Below are 19,870 nucleotides of genomic sequence, written 5' to 3'. Positions count from 1 at the left end.
GTCTCGCGTTCACCTGCACCCCGGTGGCACGGCATCCCGGCCACCCGGCACCGATCCCGTCTCCGCACCCCCGGTGGCACGGCCCGCAGCGACGCTCCGGCCGGTCCGGGGCCGTGCAGGAGGGTCCCCGCAGGGTGACGAACAGATACCCGGGTACGCAGACGTCTCCGCCGAACGTTCGTTGCCCGAGGAGACACTCCGGAGGGGCCCCGGACCACCCCGAACCGGCCACCACGGACCGCGGCACCACCACCCAGCCCGTCCGGCGCTTGAGGACAAAACGGCACCCACGGACCCGGCCCAGGGGGCCTGAGGGCAGATCCGGGCCCCCCAGAACCAGCCCGTCCGACACGGTTCACCTTCCGTTCACCCTGCCCCGTAGGCCGCTTCACCTGTTCTGCCTAATTTCGGACGTACAAGGTGCGCGGCGCCAAGCCACAGCACCATTCCTCATCGCACGCCGTCGTAGAACGAAACAACCACGGCGGCTCCTGGAAGGAACACCCGAAAGTGAAGCTTCAGCGCAAGAACCGGCTTCGTGCCACCGCGCTCGGTGCCCTCGCCGTCTCCGGCGCCCTGGTCCTCACGGCGTGCGGTTCGGACGACAACACCGGTGGCACCACCGGCGGCAGCGGCGAGAAGACGAGCGCCGCGTCGAACATCAAGTGTGACGGCGCCGAGGGCCAGCTCCTCGCCTCCGGCTCCAGTGCGCAGAAGAACGCCATGGACCTCTGGGTCAAGGACTACATGGCCGCCTGTTCCGGCGTGGAGATCAACTACAAGTCCTCCTCCTCCGGCGAAGGCATCATCGCCTTCAACCAGGGCACCGTCGGCTTCGCCGGTTCCGACTCGGCGCTGAAGCCCGAAGAGGTCACCGACTCGAAGAAGATCTGCAAGACCGGCCAGGGCATCAACCTCCCGATGGTCGGCGGCCCCATCGCCGTCGGTTTCCACCTGGAGGGCGTCGACAGCCTCACGCTGGACGCCTCCACGCTCGCCAAGATCTTCGACAACAAGATCAAGAAGTGGAACGACGAGGCGATCGCCAAGCTCAACGAGGGCGTCAAGCTGCCGGACAAGGCCATCCAGGCGTTCCACCGCTCCGAGGACTCCGGCACCACCCAGAACCTCGGCAAGTACCTCGGTGCCGCGGCGCCGAGTGACTGGAAGTACGAGGCCGAGAAGAAGTGGCCGGCCCCCGGTGGCCAGGCCGCGTCCGGTTCCTCCGGTGTCGCCGCCCAGGTGAAGCAGGTCGACGGCGCGATCGGTTACTTCGAGCTCTCGTACGCCTCCTCCCAGTCGATCTCCACCGTGGACATCAACACCGGCGGTGCCGCCCCGGTGAAGGCCACCTCGGAGAACGCCTCCAAGGCCATCGGCGCCGCCAAGATCAAGGGCACCGGCAAGGACCTGGCGCTCGACCTCGACTACACCACCAAGGCCGAGGGTGCGTACCCGCTGGTCCTGGTGACGTACGAGGTCGTCTGCGACACCGGCAACAAGGCCGAGACCCTTCCCACCGTCAAGTCCTTCCTGACCTACACCGCTTCCGACGAGGGCCAGAAGGTCCTGTCCGAGGCCGGCTACGCGCCGATCCCGACCGAGATCAACGCCAAGGTCCGCGAGACCGTCGCCGGTCTCTCGTAACACTCGGCAACACCTGGCGGACCGGTCCGGCGCACCCCTCCGGACCGGTTCGCCACCAGCCCCATCCGGTGCACCGCCGCCAGGGGAGCCACTCGCTCCCCCACACAGACCGGAAAGACCATGGCTTCCATCACCCCGATAGACACACCACCGGCCCCGCCGGCCCAACGAAAGCGCGCCAAGTCCACCGGGCGCGCAGGCGACAAGATCTTCCTGGGCCTCTCGCAGGGTTCAGGCATTCTGCTGCTCGTGCTCATGGCGTCCATCGCCGTCTTCCTGAGCTACCGCGCCGTTCTCGCCCTCTCGGAGAACGAGGGCAACTTCCTCACCACCTTCGACTGGAACCCGGCTGGTGACCCGCCGGTCTTCGGCATCGCGGTCCTTCTCTTCGGCACAGTCGTCAGCTCGATCATCGCGATGGCCATCGCGGTTCCGATCGCTGTCGGCATCGCCCTCTTCATCTCGCACTACGCGCCCCGCAAGCTGGCCGCGCCCCTCGCGTACGTCGTCGATCTGCTGGCCGCAGTGCCCAGCATCATCTACGGCATCTGGGGCGCCCTCTTCCTCGTGCCGTACCTGGAGGGCCTGAACCTCTGGCTCGACCAGTTCTTCGGCTGGACGTACCTCTTCGAGAAGACCGAGGTCGGCGTCGCCCGCTCGCTCTTCACCGTCGGCATCCTGCTCGCGATCATGATCCTGCCGATCGTGACGAGCGTCAGCCGCGAGGTCTTCCTCCAGGTCCCGAAGATGAACGAGGAGGCCGCGCTCGCGCTGGGCGCCACCCGCTGGGAGGTCATCCGCCTCTCGGTGCTGCCGTTCGGCCGCTCCGGTGTGATCTCCGCGTCGATGCTGGGCCTGGGCCGCGCGCTCGGCGAGACGATGGCCGTAGCCACGGTCCTGTCGCCGAGCTTCCTCATCTCGCTGCATGTGCTCAACCCGGGCGGCGGCACGTTCGCCCAGAACATCGCCGCGAAGTTCGACGAGGCCAACCAGCTCGGGCGTGACGCCCTGATCGCCTCCGGCCTGGTCCTCTTCATCCTCACCCTGCTGGTCAACGGCGCGGCGCGGCTCATCATCGCCCGCCGCAAGGAGTACTCGGGGGCCAACGCATGAGCACCACACACATGAGCGTCAAGGACCGCCCGACGCCCACGCCGCCCCCGGGCAGGCGCACGCTGCGCAGCCGGTCGCTCCCGCGCTGGGCCCCGCTCGGCTTCGCCGTCGTCTCGGTCGCACTCGGCATCGGGATCGGCTCGGCGGCCGGCTGGCAGAGCCGCATCCAGTGGGGCCTGGTCTCCGCCCTGCTGTTCGTGGTCATCTCGTACGTCGCGACGACGGTCGTCGAGAACCAGCGCCAGGCCAAGGACCGTCTCGCCACCAGCCTCGTCTGGGTCTGCTTCCTCCTGGCGGTCGTCCCGCTCGCCTCCCTCATCTGGACGACGGTGAGCCGCGGCATGAAGGTGCTGGACGGCTACTTCCTGACCCACTCCATGGCCGGAGTGCTCGGTACGGAGCCGGGCGGCGGCGTGTACCACGCGCTGATCGGCACCCTGGAGCAGGTCGGCATCGCCACCGTGATCTCCGCCCCGATCGGTCTGCTGACCGCCGTGTACCTGGTCGAGTACGGCAAGGGCGCACTGGCCAAGGCCGTCACCTTCTTCGTCGACGTGATGACGGGCATCCCCTCGATCGTCGCCGGCCTCTTCATCCTCTCGATCATGCTGATGGCGGGGCTCCAGCCGTCCGGCCTGATGGGCTCGCTGGCCCTGACGATCCTGATGATCCCGGTCGTGGTCCGCTCCACCGAGGAGATGCTCAAGCTCGTACCGAACGAGCTCCGCGAGGCGTCCCTCGCCCTCGGCATCCCGAAGTGGCGGACCATCCTGAAGGTGGTCATCCCGACCGCGATCGGCGGCATCACGACGGGCGTCATGCTCGCCATCGCCCGTATCGCCGGTGAGACCGCGCCGATCATGCTGCTGGTCTTCGGTGCCCAGCTGATCAACCCGAACCCCTTCGAAGGCGCCCAGTCGTCGCTCCCCTTCTACATCTGGGAGCAGTACAAGATCGGCAGCGAGGCGTCGTACGACCGCGCCTGGGCCGCTGCACTGGTCCTGATCGTCTTCGTCATGCTCCTCAATCTGGTGGCCCGCGGCATCGCCCGCTGGAAGGCCCCCAAGACCGGTCGCTGACGCGGCCAACAGCGACCTCCCGAAAGAAGCAGTGATCCACATGGCCAAGCGAATCGACATCGGCGGTCTCACCGCCTACTACGGCAGCCACAAGGCCATCGAGGACATCTCGATGACCGTGGAGCCCCGCTCCGTGACCGCCTTCATCGGCCCGTCCGGCTGCGGCAAGTCCACGTTCCTGCGCACCCTGAACCGGATGCACGAGGTCACCCCCGGTGGCCGCGTCGAGGGCAAGGTGCTGCTGGACGACGAGAACCTGTACGGCCCCGGCGTCGACCCCGTCACCGTGCGCCGCACGGTCGGCATGGTCTTCCAGCGCCCGAACCCGTTCCCGACCATGTCGATCTTCGACAACGTCGCGGCGGGCCTGCGTCTGAACGGCAAGTACCGCAAGAGCGAGCTGAACGACACGGTCGAGAAGTCGCTGCGCGGTGCGAACCTCTGGAACGAGGTCAAGGACCGTCTGAACAAGCCCGGCTCCGGCCTCTCCGGCGGCCAGCAGCAGCGCCTGTGCATCGCCCGCGCCATCGCGGTCGAGCCGGAGGTACTCCTGATGGACGAGCCGTGCTCGGCGCTCGACCCGATCTCGACCCTCGCGATCGAGGACCTGATCGGCGAGCTGAAGGAGCGCTTCACGATCGTCATCGTGACGCACAACATGCAGCAGGCGGCCCGCGTCTCGGACCGTACGGCGTTCTTCAACCTCTCGGCGGTGGGCAAGCCCGGCCGCCTCATCGAGATAGACGAGACGGAACGGATCTTCTCCAACCCGTCCGTCCAGGCCACGGAGGACTACATCTCCGGCCGCTTCGGATAACCCCCTGAACGCCTTGTGGGTGCTGCATGGCGGTGCCACCCATACGGCAAAGGGTCCGCCCCGCTCTCCTCACGGAGAGCGGGGCGGACCCATTTCCCTGGCCTGCTGCCGGACCGGTCCGGCGATCGAGGAGGGGTGGTCACCGGGCGAACCCGGTACCACCACCCCGTCACCCGAAGAGCAGGAAGACGACCCCGTAGCTCAGCGCGGCGACCAGCGCCGCTGCCGGCATGGTGATGAACCAGCCGAGAATGATGTTCTTGGCGACACCCCACCGCACCGCGTTGACGCGCTTCGTGGCGCCCACACCCATGATCGCGGACGTGATCACGTGCGTCGTGGAGATCGGCGCGTGGAAGATGAACGCCGAGCCGAACATGATCGACGCACCGGTCGTCTCGGCCGCGAAGCCCTGCGGCGGGTCCAGCTCGATGATCTTCCGGCCGAGCGTACGCATGATGCGCCAGCCGCCCGCGTACGTACCGAGCGAGAGCATCAGCGCGCAGGAGATCTTCACCCAGACCGGAATCTCGTCGTTGGGTCCCTCGACGCCGGCGATGACCAGGGCCATCACGACGATGCCCATCGTCTTCTGGGCGTCCTGGAGGCCGTGACCGAGCGCCATGCCCGCCGCCGAGACCGTCTGCGCGATACGGAAGCCGCGCTTGGCCTTGTGGGGGTTGGACTTCCGGAACATCCACATGATCGCGACCATCACCAGATAGCCCACGACCAGGCCGATGATCGGCGAGAGGAACATCGGGATGACGATCTTGTCGAGGACGCCGTCCCAGTGCACCATCGTCCCGCCGGCCAGCGCCGCGCCGACCATGCCGCCGAACAGAGCGTGCGAGGACGAGGACGGCAGACCGTAGTACCAGGTGATGAGGTTCCAGATGATCGCGCCGACCAGCGCGGCGAAGAGGATTCCCATCCCCTTCTGCCCCTCGGGCGTGGCGATGATCCCTTCGCTGACGGTCTTGGCGACCCCCTGGCCCAGGAAGGCACCTGCGAGGTTCATCACCGCGGCCATCGCCAGGGCCGCACGCGGGGTCAGCGCCCGGGTGGAGACCGAGGTGGCGATGGCGTTCGCCGAGTCGTGGAAGCCGTTCGTATACGTGAAGCCGAGCGCGACACCGATGGTCACGATCAGCGCAAAGGTGTCCACGAGGTTCAGGACTCCTTGACCGCGATGGTCTCCACGGTGTTCGCGACGTGCTCGAACGCGTCAGCGGCCTCTTCCAGCACATCCACGATCTGCTTGAGCTTCAGCACCTCCATGGCGTCGTACTTGCCATTGAAGAGCTGCGCGAGCAGCTTGCGGTGGATCTGGTCGGCCTGGTTCTCCAGACGGTTGACCTCGATCCAGTACTCGGTGAGGTTCTCCATGGTCCGCAGGCTCGGCATGGCCTCGGCGGTGAGTTCCGCCGCGCGGGCCAGTACCTCGATCTGCTGCTCGACGCCCTTGGGGAGCTCCTCGACCTGGTACAGCACGACCAGGTCGACGGCCTCCTCCATGAAGTCCATGATGTCGTCGAGCGACGAGGCGAGGTTGTAGATGTCCTCGCGGTCGAAGGGCGTGATGAACGAGGAGTTGAGCTGGTGGAAGATCGCGTGGGTGGCATCGTCCCCCGCGTGCTCCGCTGCCCGCATACGCTCCGCGATCTCGACTCGGGAGGCAGAATCCGCCCCGAGCAGTTCCATCAGGAGCTTCGAGCCCGTGACGATGTTGTCCGCGGATGCGGAGAACATGTCGTAGAAGCTCGTCTCCCTGGGGGTCAGACGAAAGCGCACGTGGGGTCCTCGGGATGCTTTGGATTCGGTCAGGCTGATGCTAGGCGCATCATCCGGCCACGGCTAACCGGCGTTATTCAGTGTCGCCCATCGGGCACAGTGATCAGCACGGACCCCCGGTCACGTTTCGGCTGGATTCGGTATCATATACCCGGCAGGGGTATATGGACGGTAGGGCAACAGGACAAGCGGGAGGATGCAATGACCACCACCGAGGCCACTGAGGCCACTGGTTCCGCGGGTGCGGAGCCGGGCACGGAAGCCGGTACGGCCGCCGTCGTCACCGACCACGACCGCGGCATCCACGGCTACCACCACCAGAAGGACGAGCACCTCAAGCGACTGCGCCGGATCGAGGGCCAGGTCCGCGGCCTCCAGCGGATGGTCGACGAGGACGTCTACTGCATCGACATACTGACCCAGGTCTCGGCATCCACCAAGGCCCTCCAGTCCTTCGCCCTCCAGCTCCTTGAGGAGCACCTGCGCCACTGCGTCGCCGATGCCGCCGTCAAGGGCGGCGAGGAGATCGACGCGAAGGTCGAGGAAGCCACGAAGGCGATCGCCCGCCTGCTCCGCACCTGAGCCGGAACGCGAACCCCGGCGACGTGCGGGATGTCACCCCCGGCGGCCTCCCGGCCGGGGGAGGCCGGCTAGCAGTCGCCGGTCCCGACGTTGAGCACCTCGTCGATACGGTCGGGACTGAGCCGCTCCTCACGGGCGGCCGACGCCGCGATCATGAGCTCACCGCAGAGTTCGATCTCGGCCAGAGCCAAACAGTCCTGAGCGTTCGGGGCGCTGAGCGTCACCACGTTGCGTCACCTCTCTCTGCCGTCGCCGACTCCTGGCGCACCGACTTCCTAGCGTAGGGAGCGGAACACTCACCGCGCATGGCACGGACGGACCATTTCCGACCCCCTCCCTACCGGTCCCCCGTGCCGCCCCGCCCCTGTTCGATCAAGCCCGTATAGAGGTCGGCGCCCTCCGGCAGCCGCACGGTGACCGGCACACCGAACCCGTACAGCAGCATCGTGGACACCACCGCCACCGCCGGCCCCTCGGAGGCGAAGCGGAAACGGTGACGCACCTTGCGCAGCCGCCCCTCCTCGTCGAGGTACGCGTCGAACGGCACCGCGTCCGTGGTGAACCCTTTCGCCGCCGCGCTCAGGGCACCCCGCGACTCCTTCGACGCCGCCCGCGCCGCCCGCCCGAGATCCGCGGTCCCCCGGTAGTGATGGACGGTCACCCCGGCGAGCTCCGTCTTCCCCGCGTACGTCACCCCACGTGCCCCGCGCAGCAGTTCGGCGGCTGCCATCGGATCGGTCACCCCGCCCGTGACGAGGTTCCCGTCCTCCAGGGCCGTCGTGTCGATCCGCACCCACTTCTCGTCCGGCACGCCGGCGCCGCGGTTCTTCATGTACAGCGCGCCCGGGGCCAGCAGTTCGGTGATCGGCCGGTGCCCGGTCTCCCCGGCGGCGCTCTTCGGCAGGGCCACCCTGATCCGGCCCAGCTGACTGCGGAAGTCGTACGTCCCCTGGCCCCTGATCGTCACCCGCGTCCCGCCGGCCGCGGTCTCCATCGACGTACGCGTCTCGGCGCTGCCCGCAGCGACCAGCACGTCCGCCGCCCGCCGAAGCGTTTCGGCGGGCCCACCGGCACCCGGTTCCCCGGCCCGTAGCCGGTCCCCGCGCCCGTCATCGCCACCGCCGCTCCCGCCGGAGCACCCGGCGGTCACCGCCATCACGCCCGCCACGGCGAGGGCGCAGACGGCCAGGGCCCCGCCTCCGCACCTGTGCTGCTGCACCACCATCGCCTGCCAACCCCCAACGACCAACCCGGCACGAGTCCCCCACTCGCCCCGCATAACGACCACCGGGGTCCCCCGTCACGCCACCCGCGCCCGCCCTTGTCCGCGGGCGCCCCTCTCCGGCACATCGGACGGTGCACCGGCCCACCGTCCGGGGGCCGCCGCCAGTACCGTGGACCCGTGCATGAGGAAGCCCCCACCCAGGCCCTGGACCACGCCCGCATCCCGGTTCTCCACACGGCCGGCCGGATGATCCCGATCCAGCCCGGCGCCACTCCCGCCGACGCACCCACCGCCGTCGCCCCGCACAGCGTCACGACGGTCGAACGAGGCTCGTTCTGTCTGGCCCGCTGCACCTGCGGCTGGACGGGACCCGCACGCCGGTCCCGCGACCGGGCCCGTACCGACGCCGAAGAGCACCTCTCCACGCCCGGAGCCGCCCCCGAGGCCCGGACCATCTGACGACGCGCCACCTCCCCGGCACCGCGCCACCCTCCCGACGCGCCGCCACCCCCTCGCCACACGGCCTCACCGCCTGATCAGCCGATCGGCCGGGGGCCCGACCCGGAGGCCGCCCATGAACCGGCTGTACCGCCCGAAGGTCCAGACGCCCCCGATACCCCAGGCCCGGCCCGCACCCGAGCGCCGTACCGTGCTCCACACCGCACTCGCCGCCGGCGCGGTCGCCGCCCTGTCGGCCACCACCGGCTGCGGGGCGAACGGCGACGGCGGCGCCTCGGCCACCGGCCTCCCCAAGTCCCCCGCCCCCACCCCGGCACGCCCCGCCTCACCGCGCCCCGGCCCCTCGTCCGCGGACTGGCCCGCACTGGGCAGCAGCCTCGACGGCCTCCTCGTACGCCCCGGCGACGCCGCCTACGCGAGTGCCAGGCAGCTCTACAACACACGGTTCGACACCCTGAAGCCCGCGGCGGTCGCGTACGTCCGCCACGAGGACGACGTCCGCGAGTGTCTGGCCTTCGCCCGCAAGGCCGGTACCCCGGTCGCGATCCGCAGCGGCGGCCACTCGTACGCGGGCTGGTCCAGCGGCAACGGCCGCCTCGTCGTCGACGTCTCCTCACTCGCCCGCGTCGAGGCCGACGGCACCGTCGGAGCGGGCGCCAAGCTGATCGACGTCTACCGGGGGCTGGCCCGCCACGGCCGGACCGTCCCGGGCGGCTCCTGTCCGACGGTCGGCATATCGGGCCTCACCCTCGGCGGCGGCCACGGCGTCACCTCGCGCGCGTACGGCCTGACCTGCGACAACCTCACCTCCGCCACGCTGGTCACCGCCGACGGCACCACCCTCACCGCCGACGACACCCACCACACGGACCTCTTCTGGGCCCTGCGCGGCGCGGGCAACGGAAACTTCGGCGTCGTCACCGAACTCCGCTTCCGCACCCGGCCGGCTCCCCCGACCGTCAGCGGCTTCCTCTCCTACCCGTGGTCCCGCGCCCAGGCCGTCCTCGCCGCCTGGCAGGCATGGGGCCCGGAACAGCCCGACGAGATCTGGTCCTCCGTACACCTCGACGCGGGACCGGGCGGCGGGACACCGACACTCTCGATCGCCGCGTTCTCGCTCGGTACGTACGGGGACCTGCAGAACGCCGTCGACCGGCTCGCCGACAGGATCGGCGCCTCGGCCTCCTCCGTATCCCTGCGCCGGCAGAGCCTCCTGGAGGCGATGCTCGTGTACGCGGGCTGCTCGGGCCTCACGGAGGAGCAGTGCCACCTGCCGGGCACGACCCCGGGCCGCAGCGAAGGAGGGGCGCTCCGGCGCGAGAGCTACGCCGCGGCCTCCGACTTCTTCGACAAGCCGCTCTCCGCGGCGGGCCTGCGGGTGCTGATCGACCGGGCGGAGGCGTTCACGCGGATTCCCGCCGACCAGGGCGGCGGCGAAGGGTCCATCGCGCTCACCGCGCTCGGCGGGGCGGTCAACCGGATCGACCCGCGGGCGACGGCGTTCGTCCACCGCCGCTCACGGGTGCTCGCCCAGTACATAGGTGCCTGGCAGCCGGGGACCTCCGGAACGTCCCAACAAGGCTGGCTCAAAACAACCCACGCGGAGCTGCGCCGGTACGCGTCCGGAGCCGCGTACCAGAACTACGCCGACCCCCGCCTGACCGACTGGCGGCAGGCGTACTACGGCCCGGCCGCCGAGCGGCTCGCCCGCCTGAAACAGCAGTACGACCCGACCCGGCTCTTCACCTACCCCCAGTCCCTCTGACCCCTGGGCCCCGCGGAGCCCCGCCGCCCGTCAGGCGGCGAGGTCCTTCTCTCCCGCACCACCGCCGCCCGACCCGGGCCGCGGCTCGGGAATCCCGAGCGCCCTGCCCCGGTCGTCGGCCGACACGGCGACCGGCCTGCTGGAACGTACGAGGCGGCCGACCCGGCCGGACCGCGACACCGCCGTCACGAGCGGGGTCAGCAGGGCCATGGCGAGCGGCGCGAGGAGCAGGGCCACCGCCGTACCGAGAGCGAACCCGCCGATCACGTCGGTCGGGTAGTGCACGCCCATGTACACCCGGCAGAGCCCTTCGACGAGCGCGAGGGCGAGAGCGGCGAACCCGAACTTCCGGTTGGCCACGAAGAGCCCGACGGCGATCGCCATCGCCATGGTGGCGTGGTCGCTCACGAACGAGAAGTCGGTCTTGCCCGCCACGAGGACCTCGAGTCCGTCGTGGTCGTTGAAGGGGCGTGGCCGCTCCACGAATCCGCGGATCGGGATGTTGATGAGCAGGGCGATCCCGGCCGCCAGCGGTGCCCAGACGATTCCCGCGACAGCCGCGACGGAGTCCTCGGGGGTCCCGCGCCGGCGAACACTCCACCAGCACCACAGAGCCACCAGGACCATGCCGAGCATGATCCCGTACTCACCGACGAACTCCATGACCCGGTCGAACCAGGCCGGCGAGGACTTCGCCAGCCCGTTGATGTCGTAGAGCAGGCTGACGTCGGGGTTCGACCCATCGAGTGCGAGTCCAGCCATCTGCCGCGGCCCCTTGCCTTGTCTGCTGCTGCGGCGCACACAGGCGTGCGCCGCTTTGGTCGACCCCCGTATTCGGTGCGATACCGCGTGTCCCGGGCAGCGCCGCATGGTCAGTGCGCATGCTGTCCCAGTCCAGGGAACGGTCTGTCAGCTGCGTACGTTCCGACCTCCACCGAATGATCACCATGACGTTATCGAAGAGAGACTCATCGTCGCAGCTCAGGGCCCAGGCTTCACAGAGAGTTCCGGCCACGGCGACTGCCCGTCAGGTGCGCGTCGTGTGTGCGCCGTGTGCGCGTCAGGCCTGCGGGAGGTCAGTCGGGAGCGCCGCCGCGCCGTCCTTCGTGACCCTCGTCGCACCGAAGTAGTCGGGGGTGTCGATCTTGTCGAACCGGATCACGGCCCCGGTGTACGGAGCGTTGATCATGTACCCGCCGCCGACATAGAGCCCCACGTGACGGATGGTCCTGGAGTTGGTCAGGTCGTCGGAGAAGAACACGAGGTCCCCGGGAAGCAGTTCGTCCCGGGAGGGATGCGGCCCGGCGTTGTACTGATCGTTGGCGACACGGGGCAGCTCGATGTCGACGGTCCGGTACGCGGCCTGGGTCAGCCCGGAACAGTCGAACCGCCCGCCCTGCTCGGCCGTTCCGTTGCCACCCCAGAGATAGGGCGTGCCGAGCTTCTTCTGCGCGAAGTAGATGGCTCCGGCCGCCTGCCGCGAGGGCTCGACGCGGCCGACGGGCTCGGCGAAGCTCTTCTCCAGGGACCGGATGATCTTGACGTAGTTCTGCGTCTCCGAGATCGCGGGCACCCCGCCCGACCGGATCACCCGGTAGGCACCGGCGTTGTAGGCCGCCAGCATGTTGTTGGTCGGATCACCCGGCACCTTCTTCACGTACCCGGCGAGCTCGCAGTCGTACGAGGCGGCGGACGGAATGGCGTCGGCCGGGTCCCATACGTCCCGGTCCCCGTCGTTGTCCCCGTCGATCCCGTGCGAGGCCCAGGTCCCGGGGATGAACTGCGCGATGCCCTGAGCGGCGGCGTGACTCTGAGCCCTCGGGTTCCATCCGCTCTCCTGGTACAACTGCGCGGCCAGGAGGGCGGGGTTGATGGCGGCGCAGAGGTTGCCCCACTTCTGCACCAACGGCTGGTACCGCGCCGGAACGGCCCCCTTGGCCAGCCCGACGGCCCCACCACCACCGCCCCCGGCGAGCCCGGCAGCGGCGGAGTACGTACCGACGACGAGCAGCGCCACGAAGCACAGACACAGCCCGATCCCACCGCCGACGACCACCCAGTATTTCCGCACCCCTCAACCATCCCCCATCCGGGCGCCGTTCATGGGCCGATTCGCTGGTGTGTACGGGTGGAGGGGGCGCGTGCGGGGGGTGCGGGGGGGGTGATGCGGGGTCAGGGGGCTCCGGCTGACCAGAAGTCGGAGCGGAGGTGGGGGCGGGGGATGTTCTCCATGCCCTCGTAGGTGGGGGCGGTGGGCTTGGTGGTGGAGTCGGCGACGTCGGACTTCTCAACGCAGGGGCTGTCGACCCTGAAGAACGCTTGACCCTCGCCGCCGAAGCGCAGGCTTACGACGAACCCCTCCCCGGTCTGGGCATAGATAGCCGGAAATTCTTCGTCATTGTTAATTGCTTCCATCCGGTAGTCACTCTTCCGCCAGAAGCGATCTACGAGACCTAGGAAACTTCCCCGCCGCTCGGGAGAAATTACAGTCATAACTGCACGCCGGCGTGATACATCACAAATTCCAGTCGTAGTTGCCCCATGCGTCCACTGCACCGCCGGATGAAGTTCATTCAGCACGGCATCGAGAATCGCATCAGAACGCTCAGCCGCCCCCTGCATATCCATCTCGTCCCTCTCCTCGCTCACGCAACCAGTCGCCGTGACGCTCCACACCAAAGCAAACAACGCGACCCGATACCGATTCTTCAACGGGGCTCCTCCACCTTGACCCTATGCGCTTTACCTGCGGCAATCAGAGCGATGCTGTCTGCCGAAGTGACATCCTTTTCCGGATCGAAGTACTGAGAGTGCGCGTCACTCGACAAGCCATGCGCACCAAAAACCGGCGGCCCGTCATCCACACGGAAGCGCCTAGCCCCAAAAGCCTCACTCGCCGGATCCTTACCAAACCACCGGTCGTCATCCCCACGATCCGCCAACCCTCCAACTACATACCCGACCGGCCCCATAGCGGCAGTAAGGTTTCCTTGCAATTTGGATGGCACCTTGGTCACCACATCGTTCTCTGCCGCCCCGACAAATACATGTTCTCTACCCACCCCAAGGTCCTCAGCGCGATCCACGCCTACCCCAGGGCTACCAACCAGCACAATGTCGTCCAGCCCTGGTACACCAGCTCCATGCTGCGTAGCTGCACCCACAGTCCGCGACCCGTACGAATGGCCAATTGCCGTCATATGCGGATCCTCATTTTGATTGGTCGTCGCCAAACCATCCACGAACTCGTTGAAGGAACGTCCACCCGTCTCTGCTCGTTCATCACCCGCTACAGCCAGGCTATCCAGACCATCGGGGGCCTGCGGAGCGTCGTAACCAAGCCAAACAATCGCCGCACTCGATGGATCGATTTCACGGGTTGCCACAGCTGTGTCACGGGCACGCTTAAGATCCCCTTCTGCAAACCCTGCATCTAGCGACGTATTTAGCCCCGGAACATACGCAGAAACATTCCTCGACGTATCCGGATTCCCATAGGCAACAATCGCCCGACCGTTCCCCTCATCCCCGATCCCCAGCAGATACATCGGCGGCTGCCCCGCCTTGGGAACCGCCTGCAACTGCCGGTCAATCTCCCGCAACCCCGCCAGCTTCGTCACCGACTCCTCGTCGTCCCGCCCCTCCAGCTTCCCGATCAGCAGCTGGAGGTTGTCGCGGTTGGCCGTGTCTCGTACGAGGGCCGGGATCCCGTCCAGGTTTCCGATCTGGTCCGGGTACACCGCGAGGAACTCCTCCCGCTGTTCCTGCGTCAGACCGGCCCACCACGCCCCGCGTTCGGCCGGAGACGCGTCCAGCGGGATGCGGTCCTTCAGGTACCCGCGCGCCGCACCCCGCACTGCGGCCACGTCCCCCGCCGCGTCGGTCCACGTCGAGTCCGGGACCTTCAGGCCCTCCTCCGCCCTGAGCCTCCGCAGGATCCTCGCGTACCGCCAGTCGATCTCGGCCGCCGTCCGTACGGCCTTCACCACCCGGTCCGCGATGTCCTGCGCCTTCGCGGTGTTCGGGTTCGGCGCGACCAGCCCGGACGGCGCCACCAGCCCCGGCACCCCACCCCCGGACGCCGTCCCGCCCACCAAGGGCTTCCCGTCGGCCAGTCCTTCGCCCGCCGCCGGATACGTCACCGACCCGTCCGCGTGCACCGTGAACTTCAGCGCTGCCGCGTCGTCCAGCGCATCGGCCAACGCCCGCTGCTGGGCCCTCATCTCGTGAGCCAGGCTGTTCAGCGTCGTACGCAGCAGGCCGCACTCCGTATAGACGTACTGGAAGTTCTGGCTCAACTGGCGCAGCCGCCCCACCGCCGCATCGGCCGCCTCGCCCTGCTGCGTCTCGCGCAACCCGTTCAGCAGCTGCTGCTCGATCCGGTCCCGAGCCGCGTCGGCCCGGTTGCTCGCCCTGCCCCAGCCGTCGGCCGCCCCCTCCAGCTCCGCGCACTTCAGGTCCCGTAACTTCGCCCACGTCAGCGCCGATCCGCTCATCGCGCTCCGCCGCCCGGTGCCGGCACCTGGACCGGCGCGAAGGAGGACCGCACGGCCTCGTTCGTCTCCCCCTGCGCACGCGCCACGGCCCGCAGCCGTCCGGCAAGGCTTGCGCACTCGCCCTGCGCGGTCGCGATCCGCCGCTCCCAGGACGCGCGTACGGCACCCAGTTCCGCCAGCGCCGTCAGATCACCGGCCCCCGCCAACAGCCCCTCGTGCGCCGCCTCGAGCTCGGACCTGACCGGCGCCAGGTGCGTCCGCATCGCCTCCGCGCCCCCCGCCGCCCGCGTCCACGGCCCACCGCTGTGCTTCAGCGTCCGGCTGTCCGCTCCACCACTCCCCGGACCCGCCAGATCACTGAGCCTCTCCCGCCCCAACGGCTCTCCCACCACGGCCACACCGCTCACCCCGCTCACCCCGCTCACCCCGCTCACCCCGCTCCTTGATCGTGGAGCGGCACTGTCCCAGTTCGGCCGTGCGCGACATGCCACACCCACACCGCGTCGCGAGCGCCCCGACCCTGCCCGCGCCCCCGAATCCCGGGCGTCGTCGACAGCGCGCCGAGACGGGCCGAATCACCCGATCGATGGAGGCCCCCGTACCGTGACGGGCATGATCATCTGGCTGAACGGCACCTTCGGCGCAGGCAAGACGACCACAGCCGAGGAGCTCACCGCCCGCGTCCCCGACTCCCGGCTCTTCGACTCCGAGAAGGTCGGCGAGATGCTCTGGCACGCACTCGGCACGCCACCCCGCGACTTCCAGGACTGGCCGCCCTGGCGCGGTCTGGTCGTGGAGACGGCCCGTCAGCTTCTCGACTACGTGGGTGGCACCCTGGTCGTCCCCCAGACCGTCCTGATGGAGCCGTACTGGCGGGAGCTGAGCACCGGACTCGCCGACGCCGGCATCCCCGTCCACCACTTCCTCCTGCACACCGACCACGACACGCTCGTCCACCGCATCGAGACCGACACCGCACCCGAGAGCGCCAACGCCCGGCAGTGGCGCCTGGATCACCTCGCCGCGTACACCGACGCCCTGCCCTGGCTCCGCGCGGCGGCCGAGGTCGTCGACACCACCGGCATACCGCCCTCCCGCGTCGCCGACCTCGTCGTCGAACGTGTCGCGTCCCGCCCTGCGGCACCCTGACCGTCCTCCTCGTACGTCATGCCCATGCCGCTGATAACCTGCCGCCCCGCCCGTCGGCACCCGGGCTCCGTCTCCGGGCGCGGCGCGTGGTTTCGCATCCCCGTACGCAGTAAGAGGTGTGCATTGAAGGCAGGCAGCAGAACCGGCACCGCAGCCGCCATCGTGGGAGCCCTGGCTCTCTCGGTGTTCAGCGCCCCGACGGCGCAGGCCGCGGACACCGGCATCACCGTGTCATCGGTGGTGATCAACGGAGGAAAGCCCGTCGTGGTGGGAACCTCGGACGAGAAGGCCCCTCCCGTCACCTTCCGAGTCGCTCTGCCCTCGGGCTACAGCACAGCCGATCCCTTCGACTGGCAAGCAGAACCGTTCCTGTACCACGGCACCACGGCCGCCAAGGGAGCCAACAGCGGCGGCCTCTACATGGGCTCGTACACGTGTTACGACGAGAGCGCTCGGGTCGCTCGCTGCGAGGGCGAGATCTGGATCGACCCGCGCTACGACCTCGATTCGAACGGCGACGCCACGACGTGGAAGATCGGCGTGTCGGCACGTCTCTTCACCTCCAACGGCGGGCTCAAGGCCGAGGAGTACGCCACCCTCTCCGGCGGCGTCCAGGTCAAGCGCTGGGCGAAAGCCACGGTCAACGCCTCCCCGGAACCGGTGGCCAAGGGCAAGACCCTCACCGTGACCGGCAGCCTCAAGCGCGCGGACTGGGTGAAGCACGCGTACACCGGCTACGGAAACCAGTCGGTCAAGCTCCAGTTCCGCAAGAAGGGCACCTCGGTCTACTCCACCGTCAAGACGGTGACGGCCGGCTCCACGGGGGCGCTCAAGACCACCGTCACCGCCTCCGCGGACGGCTACTGGCGCTGGGCCTTCGGCGGTACGTCGACCACGGGCCCCGCGACGACCTCGGCCGACTACGTCGACGTGGTCTGACCCGCGTGCGACCGACCGGGCCGGCAGTCCCCACCGGGAGCTGCCGGCCCGGCCCGGAAACCAGCGGTGCCGTCCGCCTCCCACCTGTCACAATCCGCTGATGACCTCATCGAAAACGATCAACGCAGCGGACGCCGGCACCTGGATACTGGGCGACCTGCCGGTCAACCGCATCGGATTCGGCGCCATGCGCCTCACGCAGAACGGCGCGGCGCTCAGGGCCGACGCCGCGTCGAGCGACCGTGAGCGCGCGATCGGCGTGCTGCGCCGCGCCATCGAACTCGGTGTGAACCACATCGACACGGCCGCCTTCTACTTCTCCCCGCTGCGTTCGGCCAACGAGCTGATCAACCGCGCGCTCGGCCCCTACCCGGACGACCTCGTCATCGTCACCAAGGTCGGCCCCGGCCGGGACCCCTCGGGCGAATGGATCGACCACGCGACCCCGGAGCAGCTGCGCGGTCAGGTGGAGGAGAACCTCCGCCAGCTCGGCCGCGACCACCTCGACGTCGTGAACCTGCGCATCGTCGGCACCGACTCGATCGCCGAGCGCTTCGGGGCCCTGGCCCGACTGCGCGAAGCGGGCCTCATCCGCCACCTCGGCCTCTCCAACATCACCCCCGAGCACCTCACCGAGGCCCAGGCCATCGCGCCGGTCGTGTGCGTGCAGAACCAGTACGGCATCGGCGCGCGGCCCGAGCAGGACGCGTTCCTGCGCAGGTGCGGCGAGGAGGGCATCGCCTTCGTCCCGTTCTACGCGATCGCGGGCGCCGGACGCGAAGGAGGCACGGTCGCGGGCACGGAGAGCGAACAGGTGCAGGCCGTTGCCCGCGCCCACGGGGTGACGCCCGCGCAGATCCGCATCGCGTGGACCCTGCACCGCGGACCGCATGTTCTGGCCATCCCCGGCACCGGCAACCCGGACCATCTGGCCGACAACGTGGCCGCGGGCGCGCTCAAGCTCTCCGCGGACGAACTGGACCTGCTCGCCTCATGACCGGCCCGGGCGACGGCGAGCCCGGCAACGCCTTCGCCGGCCCTCGCCACCAGCGCCCCGAGACCGGGTGCCGCGCCACGCCCCCTTCCCACAGCGGGCCCTGACGACACGTCGACGGAAGTCCACCGGCGCGACAACGGCTCTCGAACGGCGCGTACGAACCCCACGCCCACAGCGAACGCTGCAACCGCATCAGGAACCCAAGGCCATCGTCGTTGCTCGTGGTCACACCCCGTGATACACAGAGTAACCATGCATATGCACGCAGATGCCGGAACGAGCCGCAGGTCAGGGTGGTCGTCCCGGTCAAACGTGCGAGATCCGGGTAAAGAGACACGGGAAGGCGTCGTACGGGCGCGGTTTCATCAGCGAAGATAGAAGGCGACCCGTGCCGGACGGTACGGGCGGCGAACTACCCAACAGGGGCGGTGACTTACATGATCCTGGCAGCTGAAAAGGGCGACATCACCACCATCATCGGCGGAATCGCCCCGAACTGGGGGCCGTTCGGGACCCTCGGCAACGAGGCACGCATCATGATCGAGGTGGTGATGGCGGTAGCCATCCTGCTCTGTCTCGGCATCGCCATCTGGGGCGCCGCCAAACAGCGCATCGGCGCGACGGCCCTGCGCGACACCTTCAGTGCCGAACAGGGCAAGGGCCTGATCGTGGCCGGGCTGACGGGCGTCTTCATCATCGGATCGCTCGGCACCCTCTTCACGATTGTGTACGGCATGGCCGTCTGACCCGACGCCATCCGCTGCACCCCGGGCCGTCCCCGCCCACCTCACACCATCCATCCGTCGTGCCCACCGGCTGAGGTTGCGTCTCCCTGATGTCCAGTCACCACACCGCGCACGCGCGGCAACCAGCACAGCTACCGTCGTACTACGCGGCACTGCAGACGGCTGAGGGGGCTTACGCGGCATGAGCCAGGGCGACGATCACGGCTACGGCGGCGATTCGGGCGGTCGCGGCGACGACCCGTACAGCACGCTGGGCGGCACACGCCAGACCCGCACCCGCCTCCCCGACGGCGAGGGCGGCGACCACGGCCGCCGCCCCGCCCGCAACTCCCGCTCGCTCGTCATGGTGGTCGGCGTGGTCGTCCTGCTGATCGCCGCCATCGCGTTCGCGAACCGCGGCGGAGGCGGCAACGAGGAGGCGTCCGGCGGCGCGAAGAAGCCGGGCACCACGGGCTCCGGCCCCACGGCCCCCACGGGCACCAAGCCGGTCCAGGGCAAGAACGGCACCATCGCCTCGGGCTTCGCCCACGACGAGCAGGGGGCGCAGAGCGCGGCGGCGAACTATGCGGTGGCGTTGGTATCTGCGGAGATCCTCAAGCCCGACCGAAGGGGCGAGATCGTGCGCCAGATCTTCGTCGCACAACGGGTTGGTGAGCTGGAGGCCAAATTCAATGAGGCATACAGCAGCGAATTCCTCGAAAAGGTCGGGCTCGACGAGAACGGCAACGCGGCCGAGGGCATGACCTACGTCTCAAGAACCGCTCCAGTCGGCACCAAGGTGACCGCGTACTCGACCACCTCCGCCACCGTCGAGGTCTGGTGCACCGGCGTGTTCGGCACGGCGGGCGTCAGTTCCACCAATCCGGTGAGCAACGACTGGTTCACCATGACGCTGAAGCTCCAGTGGGCGGGTGAGGACTGGAAGGTCGACAGCTTCGCTCAGAAGGAGGGACCGGCTCCGGTCAACACCGACCGCACGGCTTCCAACGCTGACGAGATCGCCAGGGCAGTCGAGGAGTACGGAGGGTTCACGTATGCCCGCTAACACACGGCGCGTACTCA

At 68.8% G+C, this 19,870-nt stretch carries 20 protein-coding genes and 1 pseudogene; 12 read left to right on the top strand and 9 right to left on the bottom strand.

What is annotated here, in order from left to right; translation table 11 throughout:
- The first annotated feature begins 510 nt into the window (after nt 1–510).
- The 4 genes from pstS (at nt 511) to pstB (ending at nt 4,656) form a co-directional block, all read left to right on the top strand.
- Nucleotides 511–1,647 (top strand): phosphate ABC transporter substrate-binding protein PstS, encoded by a 1,137-nt coding sequence (gene pstS, locus OG230_RS19295; RefSeq protein WP_328904964.1) that lies wholly within the window; start codon nt 511–513, stop codon nt 1,645–1,647.
- Between the two features lie 120 nt (nt 1,648–1,767).
- Complete coding sequence (gene pstC / locus OG230_RS19290; protein ID WP_328904963.1) at nt 1,768–2,760, top strand: phosphate ABC transporter permease subunit PstC; 993 nt, start codon at nt 1,768–1,770, stop codon at nt 2,758–2,760.
- Nucleotides 2,757–3,839, top strand: a complete 1,083-nt coding sequence (gene pstA, locus OG230_RS19285) for a phosphate ABC transporter permease PstA (protein ID WP_328904962.1) — start codon at nt 2,757–2,759, stop codon at nt 3,837–3,839. Before pstC ends, pstA begins: the two co-directional genes overlap by 4 nt.
- Nucleotides 3,840–3,879: 40 nt before the next feature.
- The gene (gene pstB, locus OG230_RS19280) at nt 3,880–4,656 is read left to right on the top strand and encodes a phosphate ABC transporter ATP-binding protein PstB (protein WP_328904961.1); all 777 of its coding nucleotides are present in this window, start codon (nt 3,880–3,882) and stop codon (nt 4,654–4,656) included.
- 169 nt (nt 4,657–4,825) lie between these two features.
- Here pstB and OG230_RS19275 read toward each other — a convergent pair whose 3' ends face one another.
- Both OG230_RS19275 and OG230_RS19270 read right to left on the bottom strand, forming a co-directional pair.
- Nucleotides 4,826–5,824 (bottom strand): inorganic phosphate transporter, encoded by a 999-nt coding sequence (locus OG230_RS19275; protein WP_328904960.1) that lies wholly within the window; start codon nt 5,822–5,824, stop codon nt 4,826–4,828.
- A 5-nt stretch (nt 5,825–5,829) separates the two neighbouring features.
- The gene (locus tag OG230_RS19270) at nt 5,830–6,450 is read right to left on the bottom strand and encodes a DUF47 domain-containing protein (RefSeq protein WP_073720505.1); all 621 of its coding nucleotides are present in this window, start codon (nt 6,448–6,450) and stop codon (nt 5,830–5,832) included.
- A 201-nt stretch (nt 6,451–6,651) separates the two neighbouring features.
- On the opposite strand from OG230_RS19270, the gene OG230_RS19265 reads away from it, so the two are divergent.
- Complete coding sequence (locus OG230_RS19265) at nt 6,652–7,032, top strand: metal-sensitive transcriptional regulator (RefSeq protein WP_328904959.1); 381 nt, start codon at nt 6,652–6,654, stop codon at nt 7,030–7,032.
- A gap of 33 nt (nt 7,033–7,065) precedes the next feature.
- Here OG230_RS19265 and OG230_RS19260 read toward each other — a convergent pair.
- A pseudogene (locus OG230_RS19260) lies at nt 7,066–7,259 on the bottom strand (hypothetical protein).
- A 110-nt stretch (nt 7,260–7,369) separates the two neighbouring features.
- On the bottom strand, nt 7,370–8,257 hold the full coding sequence (locus OG230_RS19255; protein ID WP_328904957.1) for a hypothetical protein: 888 nt from the start codon (nt 8,255–8,257) through the stop codon (nt 7,370–7,372).
- Between the two features lie 246 nt (nt 8,258–8,503).
- Here OG230_RS19255 and OG230_RS19250 point away from each other — a divergent pair, with 246 nt between their 5' ends.
- On the top strand, nt 8,504–8,716 hold the full coding sequence (locus OG230_RS19250) for a hypothetical protein (RefSeq protein ID WP_328911449.1): 213 nt from the start codon (nt 8,504–8,506) through the stop codon (nt 8,714–8,716).
- A gap of 115 nt (nt 8,717–8,831) precedes the next feature.
- Nucleotides 8,832–10,481: an FAD-binding oxidoreductase gene (locus OG230_RS19245; protein ID WP_328904956.1), complete on the top strand. Its 1,650-nt coding sequence runs from the start codon at nt 8,832–8,834 to the stop codon at nt 10,479–10,481.
- Nucleotides 10,482–10,511: 30 nt separating this feature from the next.
- Here the strand turns inward: OG230_RS19245 and OG230_RS19240 are convergent, their stop codons facing one another.
- The 5 genes from OG230_RS19240 to OG230_RS19220 all read right to left on the bottom strand — a co-directional run bounded on the left by OG230_RS19240 (nt 10,512) and on the right by OG230_RS19220 (nt 15,411).
- On the bottom strand, nt 10,512–11,243 hold the full coding sequence (locus OG230_RS19240) for a phosphatase PAP2 family protein (protein ID WP_328904955.1): 732 nt from the start codon (nt 11,241–11,243) through the stop codon (nt 10,512–10,514).
- Nucleotides 11,244–11,541: 298 nt separating this feature from the next.
- A complete protein-coding gene (locus tag OG230_RS19235) occupies nt 11,542–12,552 on the bottom strand; it encodes a C40 family peptidase (RefSeq protein WP_328904954.1) in 1,011 nt (336 codons plus the stop codon).
- Nucleotides 12,553–12,653: 101 nt separating this feature from the next.
- On the bottom strand, nt 12,654–13,193 hold the full coding sequence (locus OG230_RS19230) for a hypothetical protein (protein ID WP_443051337.1): 540 nt from the start codon (nt 13,191–13,193) through the stop codon (nt 12,654–12,656).
- Complete coding sequence (locus OG230_RS19225) at nt 13,190–14,977, bottom strand: alpha/beta hydrolase (RefSeq protein WP_328904953.1); 1,788 nt, start codon at nt 14,975–14,977, stop codon at nt 13,190–13,192. Before OG230_RS19225 ends, OG230_RS19230 begins: the two co-directional genes overlap by 4 nt.
- Nucleotides 14,974–15,411 (bottom strand): hypothetical protein, encoded by a 438-nt coding sequence (locus OG230_RS19220; protein WP_328904952.1) that lies wholly within the window; start codon nt 15,409–15,411, stop codon nt 14,974–14,976. The genes OG230_RS19225 and OG230_RS19220 overlap by 4 nt, the downstream gene beginning before the upstream one ends.
- Nucleotides 15,412–15,589: 178 nt before the next feature.
- Between OG230_RS19220 and OG230_RS19215 the strand changes: the two genes are divergently transcribed.
- The 5 genes from OG230_RS19215 to OG230_RS19195 all read left to right on the top strand — a co-directional run bounded on the left by OG230_RS19215 (nt 15,590) and on the right by OG230_RS19195 (nt 19,853).
- Complete coding sequence (locus OG230_RS19215) at nt 15,590–16,126, top strand: AAA family ATPase (RefSeq protein WP_328904951.1); 537 nt, start codon at nt 15,590–15,592, stop codon at nt 16,124–16,126.
- A 123-nt stretch (nt 16,127–16,249) separates the two neighbouring features.
- Nucleotides 16,250–17,065 (top strand): hypothetical protein, encoded by an 816-nt coding sequence (locus OG230_RS19210; protein WP_328904950.1) that lies wholly within the window; start codon nt 16,250–16,252, stop codon nt 17,063–17,065.
- 100 nt (nt 17,066–17,165) lie between these two features.
- A complete protein-coding gene (locus OG230_RS19205; RefSeq protein WP_328904949.1) occupies nt 17,166–18,062 on the top strand; it encodes an aldo/keto reductase in 897 nt (298 codons plus the stop codon).
- A gap of 437 nt (nt 18,063–18,499) precedes the next feature.
- Nucleotides 18,500–18,808, top strand: a complete 309-nt coding sequence (locus tag OG230_RS19200; RefSeq protein ID WP_014047394.1) for a hypothetical protein — start codon at nt 18,500–18,502, stop codon at nt 18,806–18,808.
- A gap of 181 nt (nt 18,809–18,989) precedes the next feature.
- Entirely contained in the window at nt 18,990–19,853 is an 864-nt protein-coding gene (locus tag OG230_RS19195) for a hypothetical protein (RefSeq protein WP_328904948.1), read from the top strand.
- Nucleotides 19,854–19,870: the final 17 nt, after the last annotated feature.

The organism is Streptomyces sp. NBC_00234, assembly GCF_036195325.1.
Classification (GTDB): domain Bacteria; phylum Actinomycetota; class Actinomycetes; order Streptomycetales; family Streptomycetaceae; genus Streptomyces.
The sequence above is the reverse complement of the archived record's forward strand: the minus strand, read 5'-3'. Positions and strand labels throughout refer to the sequence as shown.

Bases quoted from the DNA above. Each gene is read 5' to 3' on its own strand.
- pstB (WP_328904961.1), top strand. From the start codon at position 3,880: ATGGCCAAGCGAATCGACATCGGCGGTCTCACCGCCTACTACGGCAGC.
- OG230_RS19225 (WP_328904953.1), bottom strand. From the start codon at position 14,977: ATGAGCGGATCGGCGCTGACGTGGGCGAAGTTACGGGACCTGAAGTGC.
- OG230_RS19265 (WP_328904959.1), top strand. From the start codon at position 6,652: ATGACCACCACCGAGGCCACTGAGGCCACTGGTTCCGCGGGTGCGGAG.
- OG230_RS19245 (WP_328904956.1), top strand. From the start codon at position 8,832: ATGAACCGGCTGTACCGCCCGAAGGTCCAGACGCCCCCGATACCCCAG.
- OG230_RS19195 (WP_328904948.1), top strand. From the start codon at position 18,990: ATGAGCCAGGGCGACGATCACGGCTACGGCGGCGATTCGGGCGGTCGC.
- OG230_RS19205 (WP_328904949.1), top strand. From the start codon at position 17,166: ATGACCTCATCGAAAACGATCAACGCAGCGGACGCCGGCACCTGGATA.
- OG230_RS19200 (WP_014047394.1), top strand. From the start codon at position 18,500: ATGATCCTGGCAGCTGAAAAGGGCGACATCACCACCATCATCGGCGGA.
- pstA (WP_328904962.1), top strand. From the start codon at position 2,757: ATGAGCACCACACACATGAGCGTCAAGGACCGCCCGACGCCCACGCCG.
- pstC (WP_328904963.1), top strand. From the start codon at position 1,768: ATGGCTTCCATCACCCCGATAGACACACCACCGGCCCCGCCGGCCCAA.
- OG230_RS19250 (WP_328911449.1), top strand. From the start codon at position 8,504: ATGATCCCGATCCAGCCCGGCGCCACTCCCGCCGACGCACCCACCGCC.
- OG230_RS19215 (WP_328904951.1), top strand. From the start codon at position 15,590: ATGATCATCTGGCTGAACGGCACCTTCGGCGCAGGCAAGACGACCACA.
- OG230_RS19255 (WP_328904957.1), bottom strand. From the start codon at position 8,257: ATGGTGGTGCAGCAGCACAGGTGCGGAGGCGGGGCCCTGGCCGTCTGC.
- OG230_RS19240 (WP_328904955.1), bottom strand. From the start codon at position 11,243: ATGGCTGGACTCGCACTCGATGGGTCGAACCCCGACGTCAGCCTGCTC.